At 68.4% G+C, this 21,735-nt stretch carries 22 protein-coding genes and 4 pseudogenes; 12 read left to right on the top strand and 14 right to left on the bottom strand.

Annotation, left to right across the window (positions count from 1 at the left end):
* The first annotated feature begins 603 nt into the window (after positions 1–603).
* On the top strand, positions 604–1,824 hold the full coding sequence (locus ACWBNA_RS43520) for an outer membrane protein assembly factor BamB family protein (protein ID WP_482710154.1): 1,221 nt from the start codon (positions 604–606) through the stop codon (positions 1,822–1,824).
* 409 nt (positions 1,825–2,233) lie between these two features.
* Here ACWBNA_RS43520 and ACWBNA_RS43515 read toward each other — a convergent pair whose 3' ends face one another.
* From ACWBNA_RS43515 to ACWBNA_RS43495, 5 genes and pseudogenes are all read right to left on the bottom strand, one after another.
* Positions 2,234–2,920 (bottom strand): HEAT repeat domain-containing protein, encoded by a 687-nt coding sequence (locus ACWBNA_RS43515; protein WP_482710153.1) that lies wholly within the window; start codon positions 2,918–2,920, stop codon positions 2,234–2,236.
* A 933-nt stretch (positions 2,921–3,853) separates the two neighbouring features.
* Positions 3,854–4,174, bottom strand: a complete 321-nt coding sequence (locus ACWBNA_RS43510) for a transcriptional regulator (RefSeq protein ID WP_482710152.1) — start codon at positions 4,172–4,174, stop codon at positions 3,854–3,856.
* Positions 4,171–4,662 carry a hypothetical protein gene (locus tag ACWBNA_RS43505; protein WP_482710151.1) on the bottom strand — a complete coding sequence of 164 codons (492 nt, stop codon included), beginning with the start codon at positions 4,660–4,662 and terminating at the stop codon, positions 4,171–4,173. The genes ACWBNA_RS43510 and ACWBNA_RS43505 overlap by 4 nt, the downstream gene beginning before the upstream one ends.
* A 100-nt stretch (positions 4,663–4,762) precedes the next feature.
* Positions 4,763–5,110 (bottom strand): annotated as a pseudogene (locus ACWBNA_RS43500) (IS5 family transposase); the annotation flags it as partial.
* A 47-nt stretch (positions 5,111–5,157) separates the two neighbouring features.
* On the bottom strand, positions 5,158–5,550 hold the full coding sequence (locus ACWBNA_RS43495) for an SgcJ/EcaC family oxidoreductase (protein WP_482710149.1): 393 nt from the start codon (positions 5,548–5,550) through the stop codon (positions 5,158–5,160).
* Between the two features lie 114 nt (positions 5,551–5,664).
* On the opposite strand from ACWBNA_RS43495, the gene ACWBNA_RS43490 reads away from it, so the two are divergent.
* Positions 5,665–6,405, top strand: coding sequence for a class I SAM-dependent methyltransferase (locus tag ACWBNA_RS43490; protein WP_482710148.1), 741 nt, complete (start codon positions 5,665–5,667; stop codon positions 6,403–6,405).
* A 131-nt stretch (positions 6,406–6,536) separates the two neighbouring features.
* Here the strand turns inward: ACWBNA_RS43490 and ACWBNA_RS43485 are convergent, their stop codons facing one another.
* On the bottom strand, positions 6,537–6,950 hold the full coding sequence (locus tag ACWBNA_RS43485) for a hypothetical protein (protein ID WP_482710147.1): 414 nt from the start codon (positions 6,948–6,950) through the stop codon (positions 6,537–6,539).
* A 528-nt stretch (positions 6,951–7,478) separates the two neighbouring features.
* Here ACWBNA_RS43485 and ACWBNA_RS43480 point away from each other — a divergent pair.
* From ACWBNA_RS43480 to ACWBNA_RS43460, 5 genes and pseudogenes are all read left to right on the top strand, one after another.
* The gene (locus tag ACWBNA_RS43480) at positions 7,479–7,877 is read left to right on the top strand and encodes a hypothetical protein (RefSeq protein ID WP_482710146.1); all 399 of its coding nucleotides are present in this window, start codon (positions 7,479–7,481) and stop codon (positions 7,875–7,877) included.
* Entirely contained in the window at positions 7,874–8,527 is a 654-nt protein-coding gene (locus ACWBNA_RS43475) for a hypothetical protein (RefSeq protein WP_482710145.1), read from the top strand. The genes ACWBNA_RS43480 and ACWBNA_RS43475 overlap by 4 nt, the downstream gene beginning before the upstream one ends.
* An 87-nt stretch (positions 8,528–8,614) precedes the next feature.
* Positions 8,615–8,746: pseudogene (locus ACWBNA_RS43470) on the top strand (GGDEF domain-containing protein); the annotation flags it as partial.
* 68 nt (positions 8,747–8,814) lie between these two features.
* Entirely contained in the window at positions 8,815–9,231 is a 417-nt protein-coding gene (locus tag ACWBNA_RS43465; RefSeq protein WP_482710144.1) for a hypothetical protein, read from the top strand.
* A 5-nt stretch (positions 9,232–9,236) separates the two neighbouring features.
* Positions 9,237–10,514: an MFS transporter gene (locus ACWBNA_RS43460; protein WP_482710143.1), complete on the top strand. Its 1,278-nt coding sequence runs from the start codon at positions 9,237–9,239 to the stop codon at positions 10,512–10,514.
* Between the two features lie 265 nt (positions 10,515–10,779).
* On the opposite strand, the pseudogene ACWBNA_RS43455 reads toward ACWBNA_RS43460, so the two are convergent.
* Positions 10,780–10,950, bottom strand: a pseudogene (locus tag ACWBNA_RS43455) (transposase); the annotation flags it as partial.
* Between the two features lie 378 nt (positions 10,951–11,328).
* Positions 11,329–11,640: a beta-Ig-H3/fasciclin gene (locus ACWBNA_RS43450; protein ID WP_482710142.1), complete on the bottom strand. Its 312-nt coding sequence runs from the start codon at positions 11,638–11,640 to the stop codon at positions 11,329–11,331.
* Positions 11,641–12,327: 687 nt separating this feature from the next.
* Here ACWBNA_RS43450 and ACWBNA_RS43445 point away from each other — a divergent pair.
* From ACWBNA_RS43445 to ACWBNA_RS43435, 3 genes and pseudogenes are all read left to right on the top strand, one after another.
* The gene (locus tag ACWBNA_RS43445; protein WP_482710141.1) at positions 12,328–13,284 is read left to right on the top strand and encodes a helix-turn-helix domain-containing protein; all 957 of its coding nucleotides are present in this window, start codon (positions 12,328–12,330) and stop codon (positions 13,282–13,284) included.
* Entirely contained in the window at positions 13,281–14,135 is an 855-nt protein-coding gene (locus ACWBNA_RS43440; RefSeq protein WP_482710140.1) for a helix-turn-helix domain-containing protein, read from the top strand. The genes ACWBNA_RS43445 and ACWBNA_RS43440 overlap by 4 nt, the downstream gene beginning before the upstream one ends.
* Positions 14,136–14,670: 535 nt before the next feature.
* Positions 14,671–14,790: pseudogene (locus ACWBNA_RS43435) on the top strand (B/F/G family RNA polymerase sigma-70 factor); the annotation flags it as partial.
* Positions 14,791–14,996: 206 nt separating this feature from the next.
* Here the strand turns inward: ACWBNA_RS43435 and ACWBNA_RS43430 are convergent.
* The 4 genes from ACWBNA_RS43430 to ACWBNA_RS43415 form a co-directional block, all read right to left on the bottom strand.
* A complete protein-coding gene (locus ACWBNA_RS43430) occupies positions 14,997–15,713 on the bottom strand; it encodes a GAF and ANTAR domain-containing protein (protein ID WP_482710139.1) in 717 nt (238 codons plus the stop codon).
* Positions 15,714–15,792: 79 nt separating this feature from the next.
* Complete coding sequence (locus ACWBNA_RS43425) at positions 15,793–16,521, bottom strand: ANTAR domain-containing protein (protein WP_482710162.1); 729 nt, start codon at positions 16,519–16,521, stop codon at positions 15,793–15,795.
* Positions 16,522–16,543: 22 nt separating this feature from the next.
* A complete protein-coding gene (locus ACWBNA_RS43420) occupies positions 16,544–17,116 on the bottom strand; it encodes a hypothetical protein (protein ID WP_482710138.1) in 573 nt (190 codons plus the stop codon).
* A 95-nt stretch (positions 17,117–17,211) separates the two neighbouring features.
* Positions 17,212–17,637, bottom strand: a complete 426-nt coding sequence (locus tag ACWBNA_RS43415; RefSeq protein ID WP_482710137.1) for an STAS domain-containing protein — start codon at positions 17,635–17,637, stop codon at positions 17,212–17,214.
* A gap of 1,028 nt (positions 17,638–18,665) precedes the next feature.
* Here ACWBNA_RS43415 and ACWBNA_RS43410 point away from each other — a divergent pair.
* Together ACWBNA_RS43410 and ACWBNA_RS43405 are read left to right on the top strand one after the other, a co-directional pair.
* Positions 18,666–19,109, top strand: a complete 444-nt coding sequence (locus ACWBNA_RS43410; protein WP_482710136.1) for a hypothetical protein — start codon at positions 18,666–18,668, stop codon at positions 19,107–19,109.
* A gap of 619 nt (positions 19,110–19,728) precedes the next feature.
* A complete protein-coding gene (locus ACWBNA_RS43405) occupies positions 19,729–20,190 on the top strand; it encodes a TSCPD domain-containing protein (RefSeq protein ID WP_482710135.1) in 462 nt (153 codons plus the stop codon).
* A gap of 354 nt (positions 20,191–20,544) precedes the next feature.
* On the opposite strand, the gene ACWBNA_RS43400 is transcribed toward ACWBNA_RS43405, so the two are convergent.
* Both ACWBNA_RS43400 and ACWBNA_RS43395 read right to left on the bottom strand, forming a co-directional pair.
* Positions 20,545–20,922, bottom strand: coding sequence for a helix-turn-helix domain-containing protein (locus ACWBNA_RS43400; protein ID WP_482710161.1), 378 nt, complete (start codon positions 20,920–20,922; stop codon positions 20,545–20,547).
* 37 nt (positions 20,923–20,959) lie between these two features.
* On the bottom strand, positions 20,960–21,709 hold the full coding sequence (locus ACWBNA_RS43395) for a class I SAM-dependent methyltransferase (protein ID WP_482710134.1): 750 nt from the start codon (positions 21,707–21,709) through the stop codon (positions 20,960–20,962).
* Positions 21,710–21,735 lie beyond the last annotated feature (26 nt).

Below are 21,735 nucleotides of genomic sequence, written 5' to 3'. Positions count from 1 at the left end.
GCGGGTCACGTTCGTGGAGAACTGGGGACGATCCCAGCCGCTGAGGGCTGTCAGACGTGACGCTTGAACGTGTGGTGTCTTCCCTCGCCGGACTTCGATGACCGGTAGGAGCTGATGAGGCGTTGCTCCGGACGGAGTGAGGACGTCCGCCAGACGTTCCAGCAGCCGGTCCCCTTCGGTCTGACCGTCGTCGACGGCAGCCTGCGCTTCCTCGCTGAAGGCGATCGTGGCGAGCATGCCCTGGAGATTGTCCTTCGCTTCAAGGAGCTGGCCTTCGCTGGAGTCGTTGGGCATGGAGAAGTTCGCTGCGGGCGCTGACCATGCGGTGCGGTGCGAGCACTGTTCGAAGAACAGCGTGCGCAGTGGTGCGCGTTCCGGCCCCGGCGGTACGCACCGGCATCGGGTCCATTGCGGGGACGGTGCGTGAGGGAGGCCCAAATCCCTGTGGTGTAAGGGGAGTTACGTCGCGGCATCCTGGGTAACCGAAGCGGCGGTCGGGGCACCGGCCGACTCCACCCACTCCGCCCGCGCGGGCAGAGTGACGACCCAAGAGGGGGGCTCATGGGCAGCACTGTGAGGCGAGTGTGGACCAGATCGGGCTGTGTGACGGCGACAGTTCTGGCGGTCCTGGCCGTCGGCGTCGGCGTCGGTCCGGGAGGCGCGGCGACCCCGGGACCCGCATCCGTCACGGCGAGTACGGAACCGGCGGACGCCACACTGGGGTACCGCGCCAACGCCCGCCACGACAGCTTCGTCGCCCAGGCGACCGCGGCCCCGCCGTTCACGAAGCTCTGGTCGGTCGACCTCGGCTCGGCCGTCTCCGCGCCGGTGACGATCGGCGGGCGGGTCTTCGTGGTGGTCAACGCAGTGGACGAGGAGGATTCCGGCGGCCCACGCATGGAACTCGTGGGTCTGGACGCGGCCACCGGCAAGCGACTGTGGCCCCAGCGACTGGTCGCCGACAACGATCCGAAGGCCACCCTGGCCTACGGCGGCGGGCTGCTTTACACCCAGACCGGCCGAGGCGTGGTGACAGCCTGGGACCCCGCCACGGGCACGCAGCGGTGGTCTCGCAGCATCGGCTCCGGCATCTGCGAGTACCCGCCCACCTGGTACGACGGCGTCCTGTACACGCAGGACGGCCGCGGCACGGCGATGGCGCTGCGGGCCGTTGACGGGGCGGAGCTGTGGCAGGCTCCCCTCGTCGACTGGGGGATGTCGCCCGTGCTCGTCGACGACCTCGGGGTGTGGTTCGGCTTCGACAACTACTCGTACCAGCTGCTGGACCGGGGCACCGGCCGGGAACTGCGACGTTACGACGTACCCGACCTCACCGCGCTCGGCGGCAACCCGATCGTGCGGGGTGCCGGAGCGCTGTGGCTGCGCAGCAAGGCCGCCGACGACGAGCGGACCGTGGCCTACGACCAGCACACTGGCGCCGTCCTGCGCTCCTTCCCCGCCGACGCCACGACCGCGTTCGGTCCGGGCCGGGTCTACGTGACCTACCGCGGAACCGTGAAGTCAATCAGCACGACGACGTACACGACGGCCTGGAGTTACCGCAGCCCGCGCCAGGCGGCCACCGTCCGCCTCGTCGCCGGCGGCCATGTGTATGTCCAGGACGGTGACGGCCGCCTGGTGGTCCTGAACGAGCGCACCGGCGCCGTGGTCTGGTCCTACCGGCTGTGGGCCGAGCCACATCCGCAGGAGAACGTGATCGCGGAGGAGGACTGGGCGGGCTGGGTCAACCCCGGCATCGCGACCACACGCGGCCGGGTGTTCACGCCCGGGCAGAACGGCGTCCTGATCGCGTTCGGGAACTGACCGAGCAGCCGCACCGCGAAGGATCCGCGCCGACCGGCTCGGCGTGGGGAACACCGGCCACCCACGTATCCGCTCCACGGCCCACCGCTTGGGTGGCTGGGTGGACCCCCTGGTCGACCGGGTGGTGCCGGCGCCAACACTCCTGCGGCGCCAACACTGCTGCTCGCGGCCGTGACCAGCACTGCGAACAGCAGGCCGAGGGCGTCGGTGACGACGCTCCGGTCGCGGCCCGCGATCTTCTCCGTCGCGTCCCTGTACCGCCCTGCGGCCGGGGCGTCGGTGGAGGGTGATGCTGGCGAGCCGCATGCTTTCCGGGGCAGGGCCACGCGACCGGGGAGGGTGCGGGTCCAGTCGGCTGGCTGAGGAGGCGCCCTCGGCGGTCGTCGCAGGCCGGGGCCGCTCAGCTGATTTAACTGTCCGACTGGGTGGGGCGGTTGCGCTCCTGGTAATCCCAGTAAGCGAGGATTCGATGGTCCTCCTGGTGTGGGCCGATCTGACCGAAGCCTGGGGGCAGCTCCCCGACGCGTTCCCAGGCTTGCTCGGTGCGGGGATCGTCGCGGCGAGCGAGAGCGTAGACGATCTCCAGACGCAGGAGCTGGTGCTCCTCGTCCAGCACGGCGACGAGGGCGCCCGTCACGGCGGCCGTCCGGTCGTCGGAGGCGCCCAGCGAGATGGCAGCTTGAGCCCGGACGTCGAAGTCGCAGTCCCGGATGAGGGTCAGGAGGGCCTCTCGGAATGCGGGTGTGAGGTGGGCGGCCAACTCTGCGACGGCGGAGCGCCGAACGTCGGGGTCGGGATCGCGCGACAGGGCGAGCAAGGTGGTGGCGGCAGCCTCGGTCGGCGGGGCTTCTCGCGAGACCAGGCCGGGAATCTGGCTGCGCACACGCGGGTCAGGGTGGTCGGCGTAGCGCAGACTGATGGCCTCTTGGTCGGGGTGCTCCCCGTCGGCATAGACCTCCAGGATTTTGGCGAGCACCATGCCGTCCGCCTCGTCGAGGGCCCAGGCAGCGAGGAATTCGGCGTCCTGCGCGGTGTCCTGGCGTGGGTTCCACCACGTCATGGAGTTGCGGCTCCACACGACGTCGGCGAGGAACATTCGGTGGACGGGGGTCGGGGTGGTGCTGCAGGGCCTTCAGGTCGGACCAGTCCTGCGGGCTCTGGCGCTGGCCGAGGCTGTATCTGGCGGTGGACCAGTTGATGTGGGTGTGGTCCGGGACCCAGTACGGGACGGCGCGTGCCACCAGCTCCGCCACCGGTGCCAGGACGCCGAACAGCTCCTCCAGTGAGGTGAGGATGGCGCTGTGGCCTGACCGGACAGTGAGTCCTCCTAGGCAGATTTCCTCGACGTCCGTGTACCTGTCGTCGCTGACGAGGCGGCGGGTGGCCGGGCCCGCGGCTCCAGTTCGCCGGCGCAGCCCCTCCTCCTCGCCCGTCTCGACCCAGTACCGCGCGAGGTCGAGCAGCCGCTTGCGGGCGCCCTCGGGGAGCCGCAGCTGTGGGTCGTTGCCGAGCACGGCACCGACCAGAGCGTCCGAGCCGAGGTCGACGGCCCGCAGGAGCGGTGTGGTGCCGTCCGGCAGCTCGCGGTCGGGGTCGGCGCCGCCGTCCGTCAGGGCCTCGGCGGAGGTGTGGTCGAATCCGGCCACGGCGGCGCAGAGCAGCGGGAGGCCGTCGGGGCCCGGAGCGTTGGGGTCGGCGCCTTCTTCGAGAAGAGCTGTGACCGTGTCAGAGTCCTTGGCGGTTACGGCCGCCACGAGCCGGTCGGTCAGCTCGTGTTGCGGTACAGGCATCGGCCCCCAGGTGTTCCTGTCTCCTGCATGGTCGAATAGACCTCGCCCAGCTCCTTTCTTGCCACTTCCTCCTCAGTCCGCAGGCTCCTGCCCAGCCACGCCGCGGGATCCTCGCGTTGCAAAAAGTCGTGGAACAACACGCCGACCACGTGGCCAGGTCCTCGAACTCCTCTGATCACAGCTAGACATCGCGCTGCCACGAGGGACTCGCAAGGGCGAGAACCGCTCGCACAACATGATCAGGGAGATGCATCCGACGGCCCTACTATCGCCCGCAGCGCCGCAAGGTGCCCTTGGTAGGCATCCCGGCCTCGCCGGGTCAGGCGGAGCCACACGCGCTGGCGGGTGTCGCGGACGGCCTTGCGCTGCTCGACGTAGCCGGCGTCCATCAGCACGGTGACGTGCTTGCTCAGCACGGAGGCGGAGAGGTCGAGTTGCCTTTGGACCAAGCCGAACTCCGCCTCGCCCGCGGTGTCCAGCAGGGCGCAGATGCGCAGCCGGTTCGGGGCGTGGATGGTGGTGTCGAAGCCCTCCAGCATGCCGTGGGCTTCGGCGCTCACGCGGTCTTCCGGTGCAACCGGACGAAGGCAAGGTGGAAGCCGACGGACACGGCGGCACTGATCAGCGAGGCCGCGATCAGCCACGCCGGCCATCCGGTGACGCGGAAGGCGAACGCTGACCCCACCAGCAGCACGGGCAGGGCGACCATGAGCGGCACGGTCGCCCGCTTCGGCAGCACGTCCAACCGCAGCGCCACCCCGGTCTTGGTACGCCAAGCCTTGGCCGCGACGGCGAACAGCGCCCCGTACACCGCGGTGATCGCCAGCATGATGCCCATCCAAACCGGGCCCGGCAACAGCCAGTCCGAATCGGCCATGACGCCTCCGTAGGTGATCGGGAGCGCGGCGACGTAGAGCGTAAGGGTGATGAAGAACCAGTTCGGCCACGGTGTGGCCGACAGCGCCGCGGCGTTGGCCCGGATGTGCTCGGTGTCGGCCAGGGCGGAACGGGCCTGCTCTGGCGTCAGTCGTACCCCGTTAGTTTCCATAGCGGAAAGAGTAGTGGTTAGTTTCCAGTATGGAAAGAGGCGAGTTTCCGGGACGGCAAGTGTGTTCGCCTTCTTCTGCCCCTTTCGACGCAAGGGCCGGCGGTGGATCGGTGCGAGCGCAGGCCGCATGCTGTTGGGTCCGCAAGATGGTGGAGTCCACCGTGATGTCCCAGTCGATTTCATCAGCGGCGTCGGCCGCGGCCTGGACCTGCTGCAGCAAGCGTTGCCACGTGCCGTCGGCCGACCACAGCCGATGGCGCTCATAGACCGTCTTCCACGGGCCGAACCGCTCGGGCGGATCCCGCCACTGCACGCCGGTCCGCACGACGTGCAGAATTCCGTCGATCACCTGCCGGTGATCCCGCCAGCGGCCACAACGCCCGTTACTCACTGGCAGACACGGCCGCAGCCGCTCCCACGCCGCATCTGCCAGATCACCACGCGTCATGCCCAGGACAACGATCCGAATGAACCAGTCGCATGATCATTCTGGTTCTATCCACCCCGCACTTCGGTGTTCTGGCATGCGTGCAGCAGCCACCTCCCGTCATCCTGCTTCGTCATGACGTAGAGCGGAGCGCCTTCCGTGTCGCCCTCAGGCGAGTGGTAGACCTGCCGAACCTTGACGGCCGCCACGTCGGGACGCAGGAATTGCGTGTGCACTGCCTCGTAGGTGATCTCACCATCCCAGCTGGCTGCGGGCAGCACGGCGCGGGTGAACTCGGCGATCGCGTCGAAGCCGATCAGGACCTTGCCGTGGCCGGTCGTCCAGAGGGCGTCGGGGTGGAAGAGTGCGAGGAACCCCTCGACGTCTTTGGCGCGCTGAGCGCGCTCGACAGTGGTGACGACCTGTTCGATGGCCTTGATATCTGCGGTTTCGGTATCCATGCGGATCACTCTGAGACCTCAAGTCGACTTGAGGTCAAGGCCCGGTCGCGAGATCGCCCGGACAGGTCCTTAATCGTGTTGACCGCCCCCGGCAGGCAGTGCTGGAGTCGGCACGTGGACAGCATCTCCGCCAATCGGCGGCTCTGGAACCAGATCAGCAGCGCCTACCAGCACGAGCACGACCCGCAAATCGGCGCCACACCCCGGCTGTGGGGCATGTACTCCATCTCCGACGCGCACCTGCACGCCCTGGGCGACGTCACCGGCAAGCGCGTCCTCGAACTCGGCTGCGGCGCCGGTCAGTGGTCCAGGGCGCTCGCCGCCGAGGGCTCCACCGTGGTCGGGCTCGACCTGTCCGAAGCCCAACTCACCGCAGCGGCCCGCGCGATGGGAGCGGCCCGCTACCCGCTGGTGCAAGGCGCCGCCGAACAACTCCCTTTCGCCGCCGGCAGCTTCGACCTGGTGTTCTGCGACTTCGGTGGGCTCAGCTGGGCGCCCCCGCACCTGGCCGTCCCGGAGGCCGCACGCGTCTTGGGCCGAGGCGGGCGCCTGGTGTTCAACGTCGCCAGTCCATGGTTCGAGGCTTGCTACGACGAAGCCGCCAGCCGCGTGACCACGACGCTGCAGCAGGACTACTTCGGGCTGAACACCATCGCCGAAGGCGACGGCGCGACCAGCTATCAGCTCACCTACGGCGACTGGGTCAAGGTCCTGCGCGGCGCGGGTCTCATCATCGACGACCTCATCGAGCCGCGGCCCGAACTCGGAACACTCAACGGCTACAACGAAACCGACCCACCCGACTGGGCACACCGCTGGCCGGCGGAACTGCTCTGGGTAACCCACAAACCGTAAGGTCCGCCGCGCCGAAACGTGAAGGCATCCCCACACCGGAATCAGCGGCCACACCCCAGCCATCCGCGTCACCAACCTGTCCGGTCAGCACACCTGGCTCTCGCCACGACAGTCGGCCACCTCACCAGAACTCACGGGGAGCTGGCCGGCGGTCCGTCAGATCGCAGCGCGGACCCCACCTCATCGAGGGTCGGGGGCTCGGGATCAAGAACGGGCTGACCGACCTCGGACGGCCAATCGGGACGGAAACGTGCCTCGGAGTCTGCGAAGTCGTTCCGCTGATACCGAGAGTCCAACGGCCGCAGCCGGATCTGTTGACGGCTGTCTGCCCACCAGATCTCGAAATCCGCAACCGTGCCTTCCGCCGGCCAGTCATCGCTCTGTTCCGGAAGCCACAGGACGTCGACGAAGCCTCCGACGCTCAGGCTGATGTCCACGAAGATCCCGATCGCACCGGGCCGGGGAACCTTCACAACGGTGCCTTCGAAGACCTGCCCGAAGCACAACCCCCGGCGAATCCGAGCCCACTCGGCCTCTGTCACCACGAACGCATCTTCGCACCCTCGTCCGGGTCATGAGCAACCACACCCGGGCGGCAGGGTCCAGGCACGGACGTCGATCACTCCGCCCGTCTGGGCGCCACAGCACTGCCGTCACTTCTCGTGACCATTCCCCGACAGGCGACGTTCGACTGCTGCTGAACCTCCTCGACAAACGCTGTCGCTGATAGTGAACGAAGCCACGGAGCGGACTGCGAGACTGCCCAGGTAGCAGGCCCGCCCTGTGCCCGATACCGCAGCTAAAGCCATGGCGGTGGGGCAGTGGGTCCGGCATCATCCCCGTGTGATGGTGATGCAAGCCGTTCTGGAGGTCTTCACTGCCGACGACTTTGCGCTCTGGCCGGTTGGCGAGCACGAGTCGTACGGTTACCTCGTTCTGGACGGGGAGCTGACTCGGGCGGAGGTCGGCACGGCGGTTATGCGGTCGCCGACTGTAACGGTTTCGAGCCGGAGGAGGAGCATGGGCCGTGCCCGACCGACCCGCTCGGCGCGTTCCTGCACGGGCTGCTCACCATGCCTGACCTGTTCGCCGCCGGCGGGTTCCGGGTGACCGACAACGCCACCGACACCGTCTTCGTTGAGCCGGGCTGCTGCAGTGGCCTGGAGACCTGGCGGGACTGGCTGGAGGTGCTCGACGGCACCGGCTGCTCCTACTTCGGCCACGACCCGTCCTCGGTGGCCGAACGCGTCGGCGACACCGTCCGGCTGACGCTCGACGCCTACGCGAAGGACGGCAGCCCGGTGATCGAGCTGCCAGTAGACGAGGTCCGCACGCTCGTCACCGGTGCCCAGCAGGACTTGCAGGACTTCCTCAGCCTCGCCGGAACCTGGGCCGAGCAACACCTGCCGGCACACGCCGCCGCCGTCACCGCCGCCCTGGCACGGGCACTGGACCTGGGACCCACTCAATGACCAGCTTCCTGACCCACCGAACGCGCGTGCACGACGCCCGCCTCCCCCTCCGCCGCCGGCACAGCGCGCTGCGGACCTGCATCACCCTCTTTGCGCCATATGGCTTCCGGGCGACGTACCACCACCTCACACTCAGCGCCGCGATTCCCCGGCGGCTGGAGGCGGATCCGGACGCGCTGGTGCGGGCGGTGGAGGAACTGCATGAGGCGCGGGTGCTGTGGCGTGCGCGGGCAGAGGAGTACGCCGCGCAGCGCCGGGCGGAGAAGCGGGCTGGACGGCGGGCTGTAGCGAACCCGCGACCGTGGTGGATGCGGAGCTGGTGGGAGGGCCCGAACCGCGGCTGGTATGAGGACCCGTTTCGCCATCCGTCGCTGCGACTGTCCGAGTACGTCCGGCGACAGAACGCGATTCTGGACGGCGCCGATCTCCCCGGCTGTCCGGCCTGCGGGGACGAGAGACCGCTGGAGCCGAACTCGACCGGACACGGCTGGGTCGAGCTGTGCCGTGGGTGCGCGTGGGCGCCGGCGCCATGTCTGTGCGGGCAGCGGCACCGGCTCGTGCCGGAGATCCCGTACGGCTGGAACGAGATCTGGCAGCGGGCGCACATGAGCGATGACGGCAAGCTGAACCCTCACTGGCCTGCGTGCTAGCCAGTTGGATGCGGCACGGCGAATGCTTGGGAAGCCAAAGCCCGTAAACCACGGCGAACCCGCGCGCAGGACCACCACAGCCATCAACTGACATGCAGGTTCCGGCATCTCAACGCTCAGGATTCCGGGAACCCGCGCGCTTCCGAGCAGGATCACTTCAAGGACGTCAACGATCGTCTGAACCACGCGGCCGGGGATACGGTCCTACGCGCGACCGCCGACCGGCTCACCGCATGGGCCGGGCCCCGAGCGTCGGTTGGCCGACTCGGTGGAGACGATTCGCCATCGTGCTGCACCTGCCCCGCGGCCGCCGCGAAGTCCGCCTCGAACAGCTGGTGCAGATGCTGTGCACCCCGGTGGTCCTCGACGACGGCCAGGCCGTGGACGTCGCCGCCTCGGTCGGCGCCGCCACCGTCGACGTGATCGGCACCCGCGACCCGTCCGTGCTGCAGCGCGCCGCCCTGTACGACGGCAGGCACTCCGGCCGAGCCGTCCTCGCCACCAAGGAGCACACCACGGTGCCGTCCATCAACGGGCGGCGCGCGGGCCGCAGGCTGGAGTCATGCGGCTTGTCTTCACAAAACCGATTGCAGTTCGGCCCGGACTCTGGTTACGTACGCGCATGCCTGTTACGCCCCGTGTTTCTTAGCTCGGACACCAGCTTCGACGCCACCTTTGTGTCCTTCAGCTGTCACGGAGCGTAACTCCTTTGAATACTCTTCGCGGTCCCGGCCTGTTCCGGGACCGGGACTTCTCGCTGCTACTGAGCGGCCAGTTGGTCTCTGCCATCGGTGACCAGGCTCATTTCATGGCCCTGCCGCTGATCGTGCTGGCCCTCACCGGGTCGGCCACGCAAGCCGGGTTCGTACTCGGCCTCGGCACCCTTTCGTTCCTGGTGTTCGGGCTGATTGCCGGCGCCCTCGTCGACCGGTGGGACCGTAAAGCCACCATGATCTGGTGTGAGGTCGGCCGAGCCGTACTCACCGCCGGCGTCGCCGTCGCGCTGTGGCTGGACAAGCTCACAATGCCCCAGCTGTATGCGACAGCGGTGCTTGCCGGGATCCTGACCACTCTCTTCCAGGTGGCGAGCACTGCGGCGCTGCCCAACGTGGTTGGTCCGCGACAACTGTCCGCCGCGCTCGGCTACTCGCAGTCCGTCGCCAGCGCGGTGGGCATCTTCGGAGCCTCACTCGCCGGTGCGCTGTACACCGTCGGCCGGACCGTGCCGTTCGCCGTGAACGCGATTTCCTTCGCGGTGTCCGCGGCGTCGCTGCGGTTGATGCGCGCTCGATTCCAAGTGGACCGGCAGGACGTGCGAACGACGTCCCGACTCACCACCGAGATCCGAGAAGGGCTCGTCTGGCTGTGGCGCCAGCCGGTCATACGCTTCCTCACTCTGGTCTCGGCCGCTGACAAGGTGCGTTACGGGGCCGGGTATCTGTTGATCATCACCCTTGCCGGGCAGGTGGGCGCCTCGCCGCTGTGGATCGGCGGCATCTTCAGCGGCGCGGCGGTCGGTGCCATGGCGGGGGCGCTGGTCTCGGACAGGGCCGCGCGCCGTTTTCCGCTGGGCCGGATCGCCGTGGTGATGCTGTGGCTGGAGGCATTGATGTTCCCGCTGTACGCTCTCGCGCCCAACCCGCTGGTGCTGGCAGCGGTCGCGGCCGCCGAGTCGCTGGTGGCTCCCGTCTATGCGGTGGCCATGACCACCCACCAACTGGCCATCACCCCCGATGAGCTGCGGGGCCGGGCGACGAGCGCGGTCTCCACGCTCACCACGGGAGCCTTGTCGATCGGCACGCTTGCAGGCGGCGCGCTGATCACTACGCTCGGTGCCAAGCCGCTGGTCTGGCTCTGCGGAGCATGGCTTCTCATCCTGGCCCTCCTCACCACTGCCAACCGGGCCGTGCGGCAAGCACCACCAGCGGGCGCGCTTCCACAGCAGCAGGCCACCAGCGCGACCGAAACCGCCGACATGCCTGGCTAGCACCCAAGGCCGCGGCCACCGTTGATCGTCAGTGGGCGGAAGGGCACTGACGGCTCAGCGGTGGCCGCTGGTCACACCCTCGGCCTGCTCCTGCGTTGACGCCAGCGACACGGACCGGAGTTCGCCACGACGCGAGCGCCGCAGTCGCACAACACCTCCCGCACCAGTGCGTCCTCGACGTCGAAATCCAGCACCGGGACGGGATCACCCCGACACCCTCACCAGCCGCAACAACCTCGCGGCGGCACGGGCCGCGGCCGCGCGTACCCAAGCTCGTCGGGGAGGTCCGCCAGGGCGAGTTGGTGCAGTACTTCCACGCGATGGCCTCGAGCGTGCGGCTGTGGTCGGCGCACCGGCGTCCGCGGACCGGATCGGCCGGCATCAGCGGCTCGATCCGGTCCCACATCGCCTCAGTGATCACTAATCGGACAGGCACACCCGATCAACTGATGAGCCCACCAAAGAGAGACGCGCTCTAGTCCGGCGGCTCGCCCTTGCCCGGAACGTCAGCTTCCTCTGAACGTACACGGCATGAAGTCCCCGGGCCGGCGGTCCGGAGAGTCGCGTCAGCGTGCGTCATGAAGCGGGAGCATTACGACGCCCCAGAAGGCGTGATGCACGATTTGCAGCGGTTCCGCTGTGGATCAGTGTCCGGTTGTTCGGGGGACATGACTGAGGGCCCGCCCCTGTCGGTACGGGCCCTGAGCCGGCGGAAGAGAGCAGCGTGCCGTGTACCTCGCCTTGGAGTCCTAGCTCAGAGCCCAGGGCCAGGTGACCTGCTGGCAGGCCCGGCTATTGTCCGCTCGGTCCAGTGTCAGCACACGGCTGTTCTGCTGTAGCTGCCAAAAATCCCCTCGTATTCGTATATCCAGCTCGCCCCGGCTGACGCGATGTAGCACGTGCTGTCGCTGCCGCTGTTGACGACGACCTGCACCCTCATGGTCTTGCCGCAGTTGTTTTCGAGGTCTACGTCGAAACCTTTGCTTGTTTCGTACACATGGCGCGCAATGCATGCAGGTGCGGTGCCGCCGGCCGCATAGGCAGAGGGCGCTGAGACGAGAGAGGCGCCGACTGCTGCCGTCATGGCGGCAACAACGGAGAGCTTCCTGGGCAGACGCATGGTCATGTTCTCCCTTTGGGGATCGGATGGGCTTCCTGGTGACAGGAGCGGAGTGTCGCAGGGGGTGTCCCGACGTGATGCTTGACGAGTTCAGCCCCCTGGCGCTCGACCGCGTTCGTGCACCGCCCCAAGCCCTCGCCTTGAACACGTCAAGCCAGGGGGTGAGGAGCGAGGTGAACCTGCGGAGTAGGGGTTGTGGAACACGCGTGTCACAACGTGCGCCAACTCTCCGATGGCTGGATGTGAATGGATTTGCGCCAGCTTCGGGAGGCCGATTCGGCCAGCCGCTCCGCCATTGGTACAGCGGGCTGTCCAGGTTCTGACATCCCGAGGGCAGTGCGCTTTCCTGCGTTCACGAATCGGCCTCCTCCCTGCGAGGACAATGCGGGGTTGACCGCGCCGTCTGGTCTCACGACAGAGATTGCTGGTCAATCCAGATCTGGGCCAGAGAGGCCGGCCCCCTTGAGACACCGTGGGACGTCCCACCCATTGACCTGCTGGGATGTCCGACGTGATGCCACATCGCTGGGACGCCCGCCCCTCGTGGGCCATGCCTGAGGACATGGGTGCGGAGCTTCGGCCTGGCCATTGAGCCCGCACGAGGTGTACTAACAGAGCAACGGGCGAGAGCCCTGGGGGGTCTGATGTGTATAGGGGTGGAGCGTGTCGCGCTGGAAGGAACTGCCGGACTCTTTGGACCAGAGAGTCCGGCAACTCGTGGTGCAGTTGCGAAGGTTGAAGGACCGCAGCGGGCTGAGCCTGGACGCGCTCGCGGTCAAGACCGGACACAGCCGCTCGTCGTGGGATCGCTACCTCAATGGGAGGGCGCTGCCGCCGCGGCACGCGGTGGAGGAGCTGGCGCGGGTCGCGGGGGCCGACCCGGTCCGGCTGTTGGTGCTGCATGAGGTGGCCGAGAAGGCGTGGCCACAGCGGATCGCGTCGTCCTCGTCGGCCGGTACGGAGGACGGCGGCGAGCAGGGGACACGGGGCGAGGCGGCTGCCGAGCGTTCTGGTGCGGCTGAGGACTCTGCGGCCTCGGCGGAAAGGTCCGAGACCTTGCAGGAAGAGCCCGGAGTCCTGGCGCAGGGGCCCGGGACATTGGAGGAGGGGCCCGAGCCGTTGGGGGCTGGGCAGCCGTCGGGGATACCCCGGCCCGTCGCCCTCGCTGCCGTGGTGGCCGCCGCGCTCGTGGGGATGGCCGCCGGAATGCTGATCGCCGGGCCCTGGGGCGATGACGACGGCGGGGTCGCCAAGGTGCGGACAGCGCAGGACGGCCCACGGCCGAGCAGCAGTACCACCAGCACCGGTGCCAGTACCGGCAGCAACAGCAACAACACCTCTACCGAAGGGCTGGGCTGGTACGTCTTCGAGCCGGGCAAGTCGTACCCCTGCAAGGTCCGCCGGAACGGCACGGCAGGCGAGGGGCTGTTCGCCGGATACAGCGCAACACGCAGCGCCGTCCTTGCCGGACCGGGCTGGGACGTGGTGGAGGCCCAGTGCCTGCTGGGCCATCACCAGCTCGAGCCGGGCATCGTCGACGGGGTCTACGGGCAGCAGACCATCGCGGCCGTGATGCGTCTGCAGAAGAAGGCCGGGCTGCCGGCGGACGGCGTCGTGGGCCCGCATACCTGGCAGGTGCTGCGCGGATGACAGGCCCCGCACCGGAGTGCGCGGCACTGGCCGAAGGGCTCCGCGAAATGAGGGCGCGGACAGGCCTGAGCCTGGCGGCGCTGGCCGAGCGCACGGCGTACAGCAAATCGTCGTGGGAGCGCTATCTCAACGGGAAGAAGCCGGTGCCCCGGCACGCCGTCGAGGCACTGTGCGCGATAGCGGGGAAGCCCGCCGGGCGGCTGCTCGCGCTGTGGGAACTGGCGGACACCGAGTGGAGCGGGCGCGCCCGGCACACCCGCCCCCCTGCTCCGCCCTCGTCCTCGCCGCCGTCCTCGCCCGCGTCCGCCCTGGTCCCCGCACGTGCTGTGGAGACCAAGGCGGACGCGGGCGTCCACAGGAGGGCTCGGCGCCTGGGGCTGTTCATCGCCGGTGTGGGTGTGGCAGCGGTGGCGATCTTGGCGACCCTGTCTCTGCGGAGCCCCGGCACCGCCGCCGGAAGCCCGGCAAGCCTGGCGTCTCCCACGCTGGATCCCGTCCCCGGATGCCATGGGAAGGCGTGCGACGGGAAGGATCCCAGCCCGATGGCCTGCGGGATACCCGGCCGGGTGGACTCGCTCGGTCCGCCCCATCGCACCAGCACCGGTACGAGTGTGGAGCTCCGGTACAGCAAGGTGTGCGCCGCCGCATGGGGCCGGATCTGGCATTCGAAAGTCGGGGACATGATCGAGGTCTCGGCCCCCGGCGTCCGGCCGCGTCGAGTCGTCATCACAAACCCCGCGGATACGAGCGCCTACCGTTTCACGCCGATGATCGGCGGCCCGAACCGCACCGGCCTACGGCTGTGCTTCACACCGGCGGGCGCCACGGGTCGGGAGTGTTTCGACTCCTGACAGCCTGACGGTGCATTTCTCCTGGCCGAGCACTGGACACGAGGATATTGGCGCGGGTTGCGCCGAGGGTAGGTACGCACACGCCGAGGCGCCGGCCCGGACCCCCGCTCACCCCCAGGAGGGGGTCCGGGCCCCCCAGGACGTACGCGCTCTCATCGGGACCGGGCGATCAGAAGAAGTTGTCGGCCGGCGGGGACAGTTGGGTCACGGTCGATGTTTACGGGGAGCAGGATGCTCCGGCCCTCGTCGTCGTCCCGGGCGTGATGAGCGATGCGTACGCGTGGCGCCGCGTTGCGGGCGCCATCGATGCCTGGCCGTCAGTGGTAGTCGTAAACCGTCGGGGCCGTACTTCAGAAGCAGCGTCTGGCGCTGGGGCAGGCGCAGGGTGGCCAGGGCCATGGTCGGCGCCCCGATGATCATGCCTACGGCGAAGGCGGTGATCAGCATCCCGGCCTGGGAGGTGCTCACACCGAGGCCGGTGGACAGTTCGGGCAGCGGTCCGGCGATGACGGTTCTGCTGCGAGATGACCCAGGAAGCATCGCCCTGGAACTCGGACTCTCGCAGATGCACGTCTCCCGTCTGATCACCCGCACCTGTCCGCGCCTGCGCGACCAGGTGATGGCCGAGGCCCACGATCGCAGGAGGGCAGTGTGACGACGTCTCTGGTGGCTGACCCAATGGCCTTCGCCGCGCCTACTGGCGCCGCCCCATCAGGCCGTGCACCACGCAGCAGTGGTTGCGCCGCCGCGACAGTAGTGCCGGGGATGTCCAGCTGCGCATCGCCGACGCCATCACCGAAGTGGCCAGGCCGGGCCCCTGCGGCCGTGCAGGCTGGTGGCCCTGCCGTGCCGTGACGCCGGTCAGGCCCCCAGACCGGCGAGGGGTTCGGATTCGTTGATGAATGCGCGGGCCACGTCGGCCAGACGCCGGTTGTGGGCGCGGGCGTAGCCGCGGAGCGCGGTGAACGCCTGCTCCATGTCGATGCTCTGGCGTTCGGCGAGTTTCCCCTTCGCCTGTTCGATCAGTACCCGGCTGTTCAACGCCGCCTGCAGCTGTTCGTTGAGCACCGTGCCGCGGTGGACGGTGCGTTGTTGCAGCAGGCTGATGGTGGCGACGTCGGCCAGGGCCTGGGCGATGAGTGTGGCGGGCGGGTCGAAGGGGCCGGGGGCGGCACGGAAGAGGTTCAGGGCGCCCACGGTCTCGTCCCGCAGGCGCATGGGCAGGGCCTGGACGGCCCCGAACCCGCTGCGGTGGGCCGCCGTGACGAAACGTGGCCAGCGGTCGACCTCTCGTGTCAGGTCGTGGATGATCACCGGTGCGCCGGTGCGGAAGCACTCGAGGCAGGGGCCTTCGTCGTTCTGGAGCTGGAAGAGCTCCAGCAGCCGCACCTGTTCGTCGGAGGCGGCCATGACGCGGAGTTTGCCGTCCCGGTCGGCGAGCAGCACCCCGGCGGCGCTCGCGTCGAGCATGCCCACGCAGCGGTCGGTCAGCAGGCGCAGGAAGTCGATGAGGTCGAAGTCGGCGACCAGATTGTCGGCCAGCTCGACGAAGGTCTTGGCCAGAAGCTGTTGATCCATCGTGGGCACCCTCGTTTGAGACTAGTCCCGGCCCGAAGGGGCGGGAAGTACGGCACGTTTCTCGGCTGGCACCCATGCGTCAGGTTTCCTCATCAGTCTCGTCCGGCTCCGCGTCCGGTGAGAAACGAAGCCGACGGGCCACCACGTCCGCGGCCACGTCGGCGAGCCGGCGTCCCCGCGCATAGGCGTAGGCACGAAGCCGGACGAAGGCTTCTTCGATGCCGACGCCGAGCTGGACGGTCAGGATGCCGTTGGCCTGGTCGATCTCCGCCCGGTACGCGCCCAGGTCCTCGAAGCTCTGGTCCGGCCTAGGTTCGCCGGTCGGCGCGCCTGTCTCGTCGATCCTTGTATCGAGCAGGATCAACGTCGCGAGATCGGCGAACGCCAGTGCGTCGGCCAGTTCCTCCGCGTCCAGCGCGGTCGGCACATTGGCGTACAGATCCAGAACTCCCGGGCTGATCGCCCCCATCTGCAGGGGGAGCGCGAAGACCGCGCGGGCTCCGGCTTCCAGGGCCGCGTCGGTGAAGACGGTCCAGCGGTCCTGCAGGTCACGGGTGAGCAGATCGGGTGTCAGGACGGCCGAGCCCTGCAGGAAGGCGTCCACGCAGGGTCCCTCGCCCAGGGTGAGCTGGAGCTCTTCCAGTCGCTCGCTGATGTCGTCGGTGCTGCACAACGGATGGCTCGGCGCGGACCGGGACATCGCCGACAGCCCGGCCCCGCCGACCGGCAGCGCGGCCACGGCCGCGGTGCACACGTCCACCACACCGACCCGGGCACCACGCTGGACCGCCTGCTCGGCCACCAGCATCCGAACGCGGGCCGACCGCCTGTCAGGCCCCACCCGGGCCACCGCCTCCACGCGTCGCGACAAGGCCGTCCGCCCTCGCCCCGGTTCGTTCCCCCACGGGAAATACCAGCGCGCGGAACGTGGTGGGACCGGCCGGCCTGCGAAGCTCTCCGACGTCCCTCCACCCCCAGGAGCGGAGCGCGGCGAGAGTAGGCCGATCGGCCCGGTCCACCAGTGTGGCGCCGAGTGATGCCTGGTGGTCGGTCAGCAGCCGCTCCAGCAGACGACGGGCCAGAGCCCGGTCCTGCGGGTGCGGCCGGATTATGATGTCGCCGAACGCGAAGACGCTGCCGGACACCCCGGGTTGATCGATGCGGTACGGCAATGCTCCCGGGGAGTCGAACCACCGGGAGCCGTCGCCGCGTACCGGGAATCCGAAGGCGCATCCCATCAGTCTGTCCATCTCGCCGATCACCATGGCGAATCCCGGTCGGCGCATGTCCGTGGTGAGACGGGTCAAGAAGTCCTGGCGGCCGGGACGGCGGTACGCGTCACCCGGCGCCGTTACGCGGGACTCCACATACAGATCGGCCAGTTCTTCACGCAGGCCCTCCACCAGCCAACGGTTCAGCCGACGCAACCACACCGGAGCCATGGCGGAGGGCTCGCCGTCCCCCCGCTTCCGTGACTGTCCCCGTCCGGGTTCGGCCGTCATCGCTCATCGCCCGAGAGAGCAGGCGCAAGCGGGACAGACCGGTGCGGCGGGGCTGGAGTGGGCGCGGCCGGGGTGTCGCCGAGAGGAGTCGGCAGGTGGCCGAACAGAGGGCCGAGGAGCAAGAACTCGCAGCCGGCCAGGTCGAGAATCCGAGCCAGCGTCGGTGGCGGATGGTGCAGTCGCAGGGTCCCGCCGACCACGGTGGCCTGCTGCGCGGCGTGGAGGAATGCGTTGAGTCCGGTGCAGTCGCAGAAGGTGACGGAGATGAGGTCCACGTCGATGGCGCGGATACCGTCCCGCAGGCACCGCTCCAGAGACGCGCGCACCAAGGGCGCGGATTCCAGGTCGATCTCACCGGACAGGGTGATCAGCGCCCGATTCTCTCGGTCCTGGCGGTACGCGGTGAGCTGGGGAAGGGGCATGACGCCTCGGTTCGGAAAACCATCCGGCAGCGGGCGCGGTGGTGCCGGAGTCCCGGCATCCTGGGCGTGCTCCCGGCAGTGGCGTACGTTCGGCGGAGGCGGAGCAACGGTCGGTCCGACAGTCTGCGCAGCAGGACAGAGGACCCACCCAGTTCCCTCCAGGGATGCGCCGGGTGACAGACGAACAGTCCGCACCCCGCAGCCATTCTGTTTTCAGCAACAGCATGCCGCCGGGGTCTGGGACGTCTATACAGCAGCATAGTCCTCGCGTCGTGCGGTGGACGGTCCGAAGCCGCCCAATCCCAGGATGTGGACGGTGCAGAAACGCGGTGGCGCGCGCGTATCCGAGGCATCGCACGGTACTCGGACGTGAAGCACTCAAAGCGACCGCCCGAGTAAGGCACTCCGTGCGCCGGCCTCGGAGACGGCTCGCATGACGGAGCCGAACAGTGCCTCCTCGCAGCTGCCCGATCCGGAGAAGCCCCGCATTCGCCCGGACCGACGGCGTTCGTGACGGGTCGACACATCGCCCAGGCACGAGAGGGCGAGGGAAGCGGGATCCACCTGGACTTCGGGATCTTAGAGGTCGCGCGGGTAGGCGGCGTCGCTGGGCGGGAAGTAACACGGGGCCGGGCCCCGAGGTCATCGAGTCGTGTGCACTCCGTGCGGGCCAACACCCCGTTCGGCCTCCAGGGACGTCTCGAGGCTGCCACCGGCCGGACGGCTTGACCTTGACGCATGAGTCAATCTCTAGCGTCGTCGGCATGGATACGTCTTCGAAAAGCACAACGTTCTCCAGCCGCTCCGGCATCTCCCGTACCGGGCTGGAAGCCCGGCTGTTCGCGCGGCCTGAGGGCCTGCCCGCTCCCGGGACTTCGAGATCACCGAGGTCGTTGTTCGGAAACGAGTAAGCCTGGCTTGCGGGAGTGCGCTCGATGGAAGAGTGGGACAATTTTGCTCAGGCCCACGCTGGAGTGGCGGCCGGTGCCGGGTGGGCGCGGGGGAGGGGCCGAAGGAGGGCTTGGAGGATGGTCGAGCTGGTTGCCCTGAGGACCGGCGCCAGGCCCGTCCCGCAGCCTGTCGCCGCGCCATTGGTGTGGGTCACAGCTTTCGGCGGGGCTCTGACGGTGGTGGCCCTGCACAATGCCCTGATAGGCCTGGACCGCCCTGGATTCGCCCTGGCCGCGTTGTCCTTGCTGGCCTCCCTGCTCGGGGTATACGCGAGCTTCGCTGCGGCTCCAGGCACAGCCGTATTGTGCTGGCTCATCCTCAACGGCTTCGCCATCCCGCCTGTCGGTACCCTCACCTGGGCCGGCCACCGCGACACGTTCTGGCTCGCCTGCCTGTGCGCCGCGACTTTGGTCGGCACGATGCTGGCTCGGATCGTCCACGCCCGCGCCGCCTATCGCCGTATCGCCCCCCTGGTAACCGCCACAGCGGCAGACCCGGACGACGAGCGGGCCGGATTCTGATCACTGGCGTAGGGGCCATCCTGAACAGTGGCTGGCCCGTTGGGTGGGCGTCTTCGATTTTCATGCGGCTTCGCGCTTGCCCGCTGCGACCGCGGTCTGTGCTTGTTCGGTCCCAGCTGTTTCTTCCCATTTGCGCCGTCGGATGCGTGGCCGTATTCGCCAGGCTGGCATCGCGTCGGGCTGGCCACCCGCGAACTGGGCACACTGCTCGCCCGCGTAGGGCTGAAGGCCGGCGGCCCGGGCCTGCTCGTCTCCGGCCGCCGCATGGCGGCGAAGCGCCGTGCGCCTGGGCGCCACCCGTCAGCGTGTTGTCCGCGAGAATCAGCACCTGGAGCTTGCTGTCCTGCCACACAGACGCGGGTACTTTTCCTAGCTTCAGACGCCAGAGGTTCAGCGTGCCGCGTGTGGCTCCGTCTCTCTCCGACCCCTACGGTAACCCCAACATGTTGTGGTCATCGTCGAGTTGATGCCCACAGTTTGTGTTGTGGGGCGCAGTCTGTCCCATTTCGCGACTACGGATGAGGATCGGTTCATGGCGGAACGGTTCGGTGACAGCACGACGCGGAAGCGCAGCGCGGGGGGCGCGACCAGTCCGCCCCGGTCGCGCCCCCCGCGGCGCATGAAGTCGACGACCCGGTCGTTCACCGTCGGCGCGGGCAAGGGGTACTTGACCGTAGCGTGCACGGAGGACGGGGCCATCGCCGAAGTACTGATCCGCATGGCCAAGCAGGGATCCACGCTCGCGGGAATGATGGATGCCTTCTCCTCGACCATCACCCAGGGCCTCCGGCACGGGGTCGCGCTCAGGAATTTCGTCGCTGAGTACGTCGGACTGCGCTTCGAGCCCGCCGGCCTCACCAACGACCCAGAGGTGAAGCAGGCCGCCTCCGTCATGGACTACGTCGGCCGCCGCCTGGCCCTCGACTACCTGCCGTACGACGTCCGGGTGGAACTCAACGTCCTCACCACCGAGGAGCGAGCTACCAAGGAAGCCATTGACGGAGTCGGCGACGCCGTGTGGACCGACCTGGTGGGCTTGTCGATGTCCGCTCCCCTCGTGACCCGACCGCGCCGTAGCTGAAACTCCAGGCGCTCACCCTGAGGGCGGACGGGTCCCGCGTCCGCCCTCAACGCCGGGCAATTGAGGTATTCAGCCATGGTATTGGATGACGTGACCGACCAGATGCCGCCTACTTCCAGCGCGTCCGGGCCTCGGGCCTCGGGCCTCAAGAAAATTGGGGCTTCGCCTCGCGTATCGCTCTCTTTCCGGCGGCGAGCTGCTGTCGCCGCAGGTAACCCGTCCTTTGCTGAACGGCAGTTGTGCCCCTTCTGCAGAGCGTCGGTGACCACGGAGCCCAGACCAGGAGGGTGCTTCCCCCGGTCTCCGCACGCCGCGCATGGGGCAGGCCACTCTGCAAATCTCCGGGAAGGCATCTCAGGTGGACGTTCGTCCGGGCGTCGGACGGCTTCTTGACCGGACGAACTGGGCGGATGTTTGGCCGTACCGCTTCCTGAAGGAACGGATGAAGTGGCTGCTGTCGGCGAATTGCCAGCGTGCAGCGAGTTGCGAAATGCTCGGTGGGCCGACTGATGTCGTCAGGTCAAACCGGGCTTGCTCCAGCCGTCTGCGGCGTGTGTATGCGGTCACCGACTCCTCGGCCGCGGCGAAAGCCCTCTGGAGGTCCGTACCGAGATGTTGAGTTCGCGGGACAGTGCCGAGGGGGAGAGGCCGGAATCGGTGAGACGGCTCTCCGCTATGTCCTTCGCCGCTTGGGCCAGCGCTGGCGCCAGTCGGGGCTCGTTGTCGTCGAATTGGGGAGCGGTCGCAGAGAGTGATCCCGGAGAGGTGGTCAGGTGGCTTGGAGTCTGAAGTGCAGCAGGTCGGTGGTATCAGCAGGGGCGGGCTTGCCGTCCGGATCGGTGACCGCGGTCACGGTCAGGCCGGCGGTCGTGGCCAGCTTCTCGAACTGGTCCCGGGTGTACCAATGGATGACCCACGGTCGCTCTTCGATGGTGCTGTCTGCGCCGTGGTGCCGTTCGTAGCGGAGAAGCGTCGTCTGTGTCCGGGCTGTCTCGTCGCGTTGCTCGGCGACGACGGATACCCGGAGCTCGGCGCCACCGGGCGCGGCGGCCGTGCGCACCTGGCCGATCTGTTCGGCGGGGGTCGGCGTGGGAGTGAACAGGGGCACCAGAGCGGTACCGCCTTCAGCCAGGTGAGTGCGGATGCCGCGTAGGGCAGCGAGCGCGGTGGAGTCGTCGGGAAGCAGGGTGAAGGTCGGTCCGGCGAGGAAGATCGCCCGGTAGCGGCGGGGCAGGTTCAAAGTCTCCATGCGCTGGTGGAACACGTCGGCACGGATGTCTTGTTCGTCCGCCCGGCGTCGCAGTCGCTCCAGCATGTCGGCGGAGGAATCGACGCCGTCGACGTCCAGGCCGCGTCGGCGCAGTTCGAGCAGGGGGTCACCGTCTCCGCATCCCAGCTCCAGTGCCGGCATGCCGGTTTGCTGAATGAAGGCTGCGTATGGTTCGGGGTCCTGGGAGAAGGACTTCAGCGGTCCGTAGATCTCCGCGACAATTCCGGTGTAGAAGTCAGCTGCGTCCACGCTCGTCACTTTACGCAGCCCTTTCC

The sequence above is a fragment of the Streptomyces sp. Q2 genome (assembly GCF_056820935.1).
The sequence above is the reverse complement of the archived record's forward strand: the minus strand, read 5'-3'. Positions and strand labels throughout refer to the sequence as shown.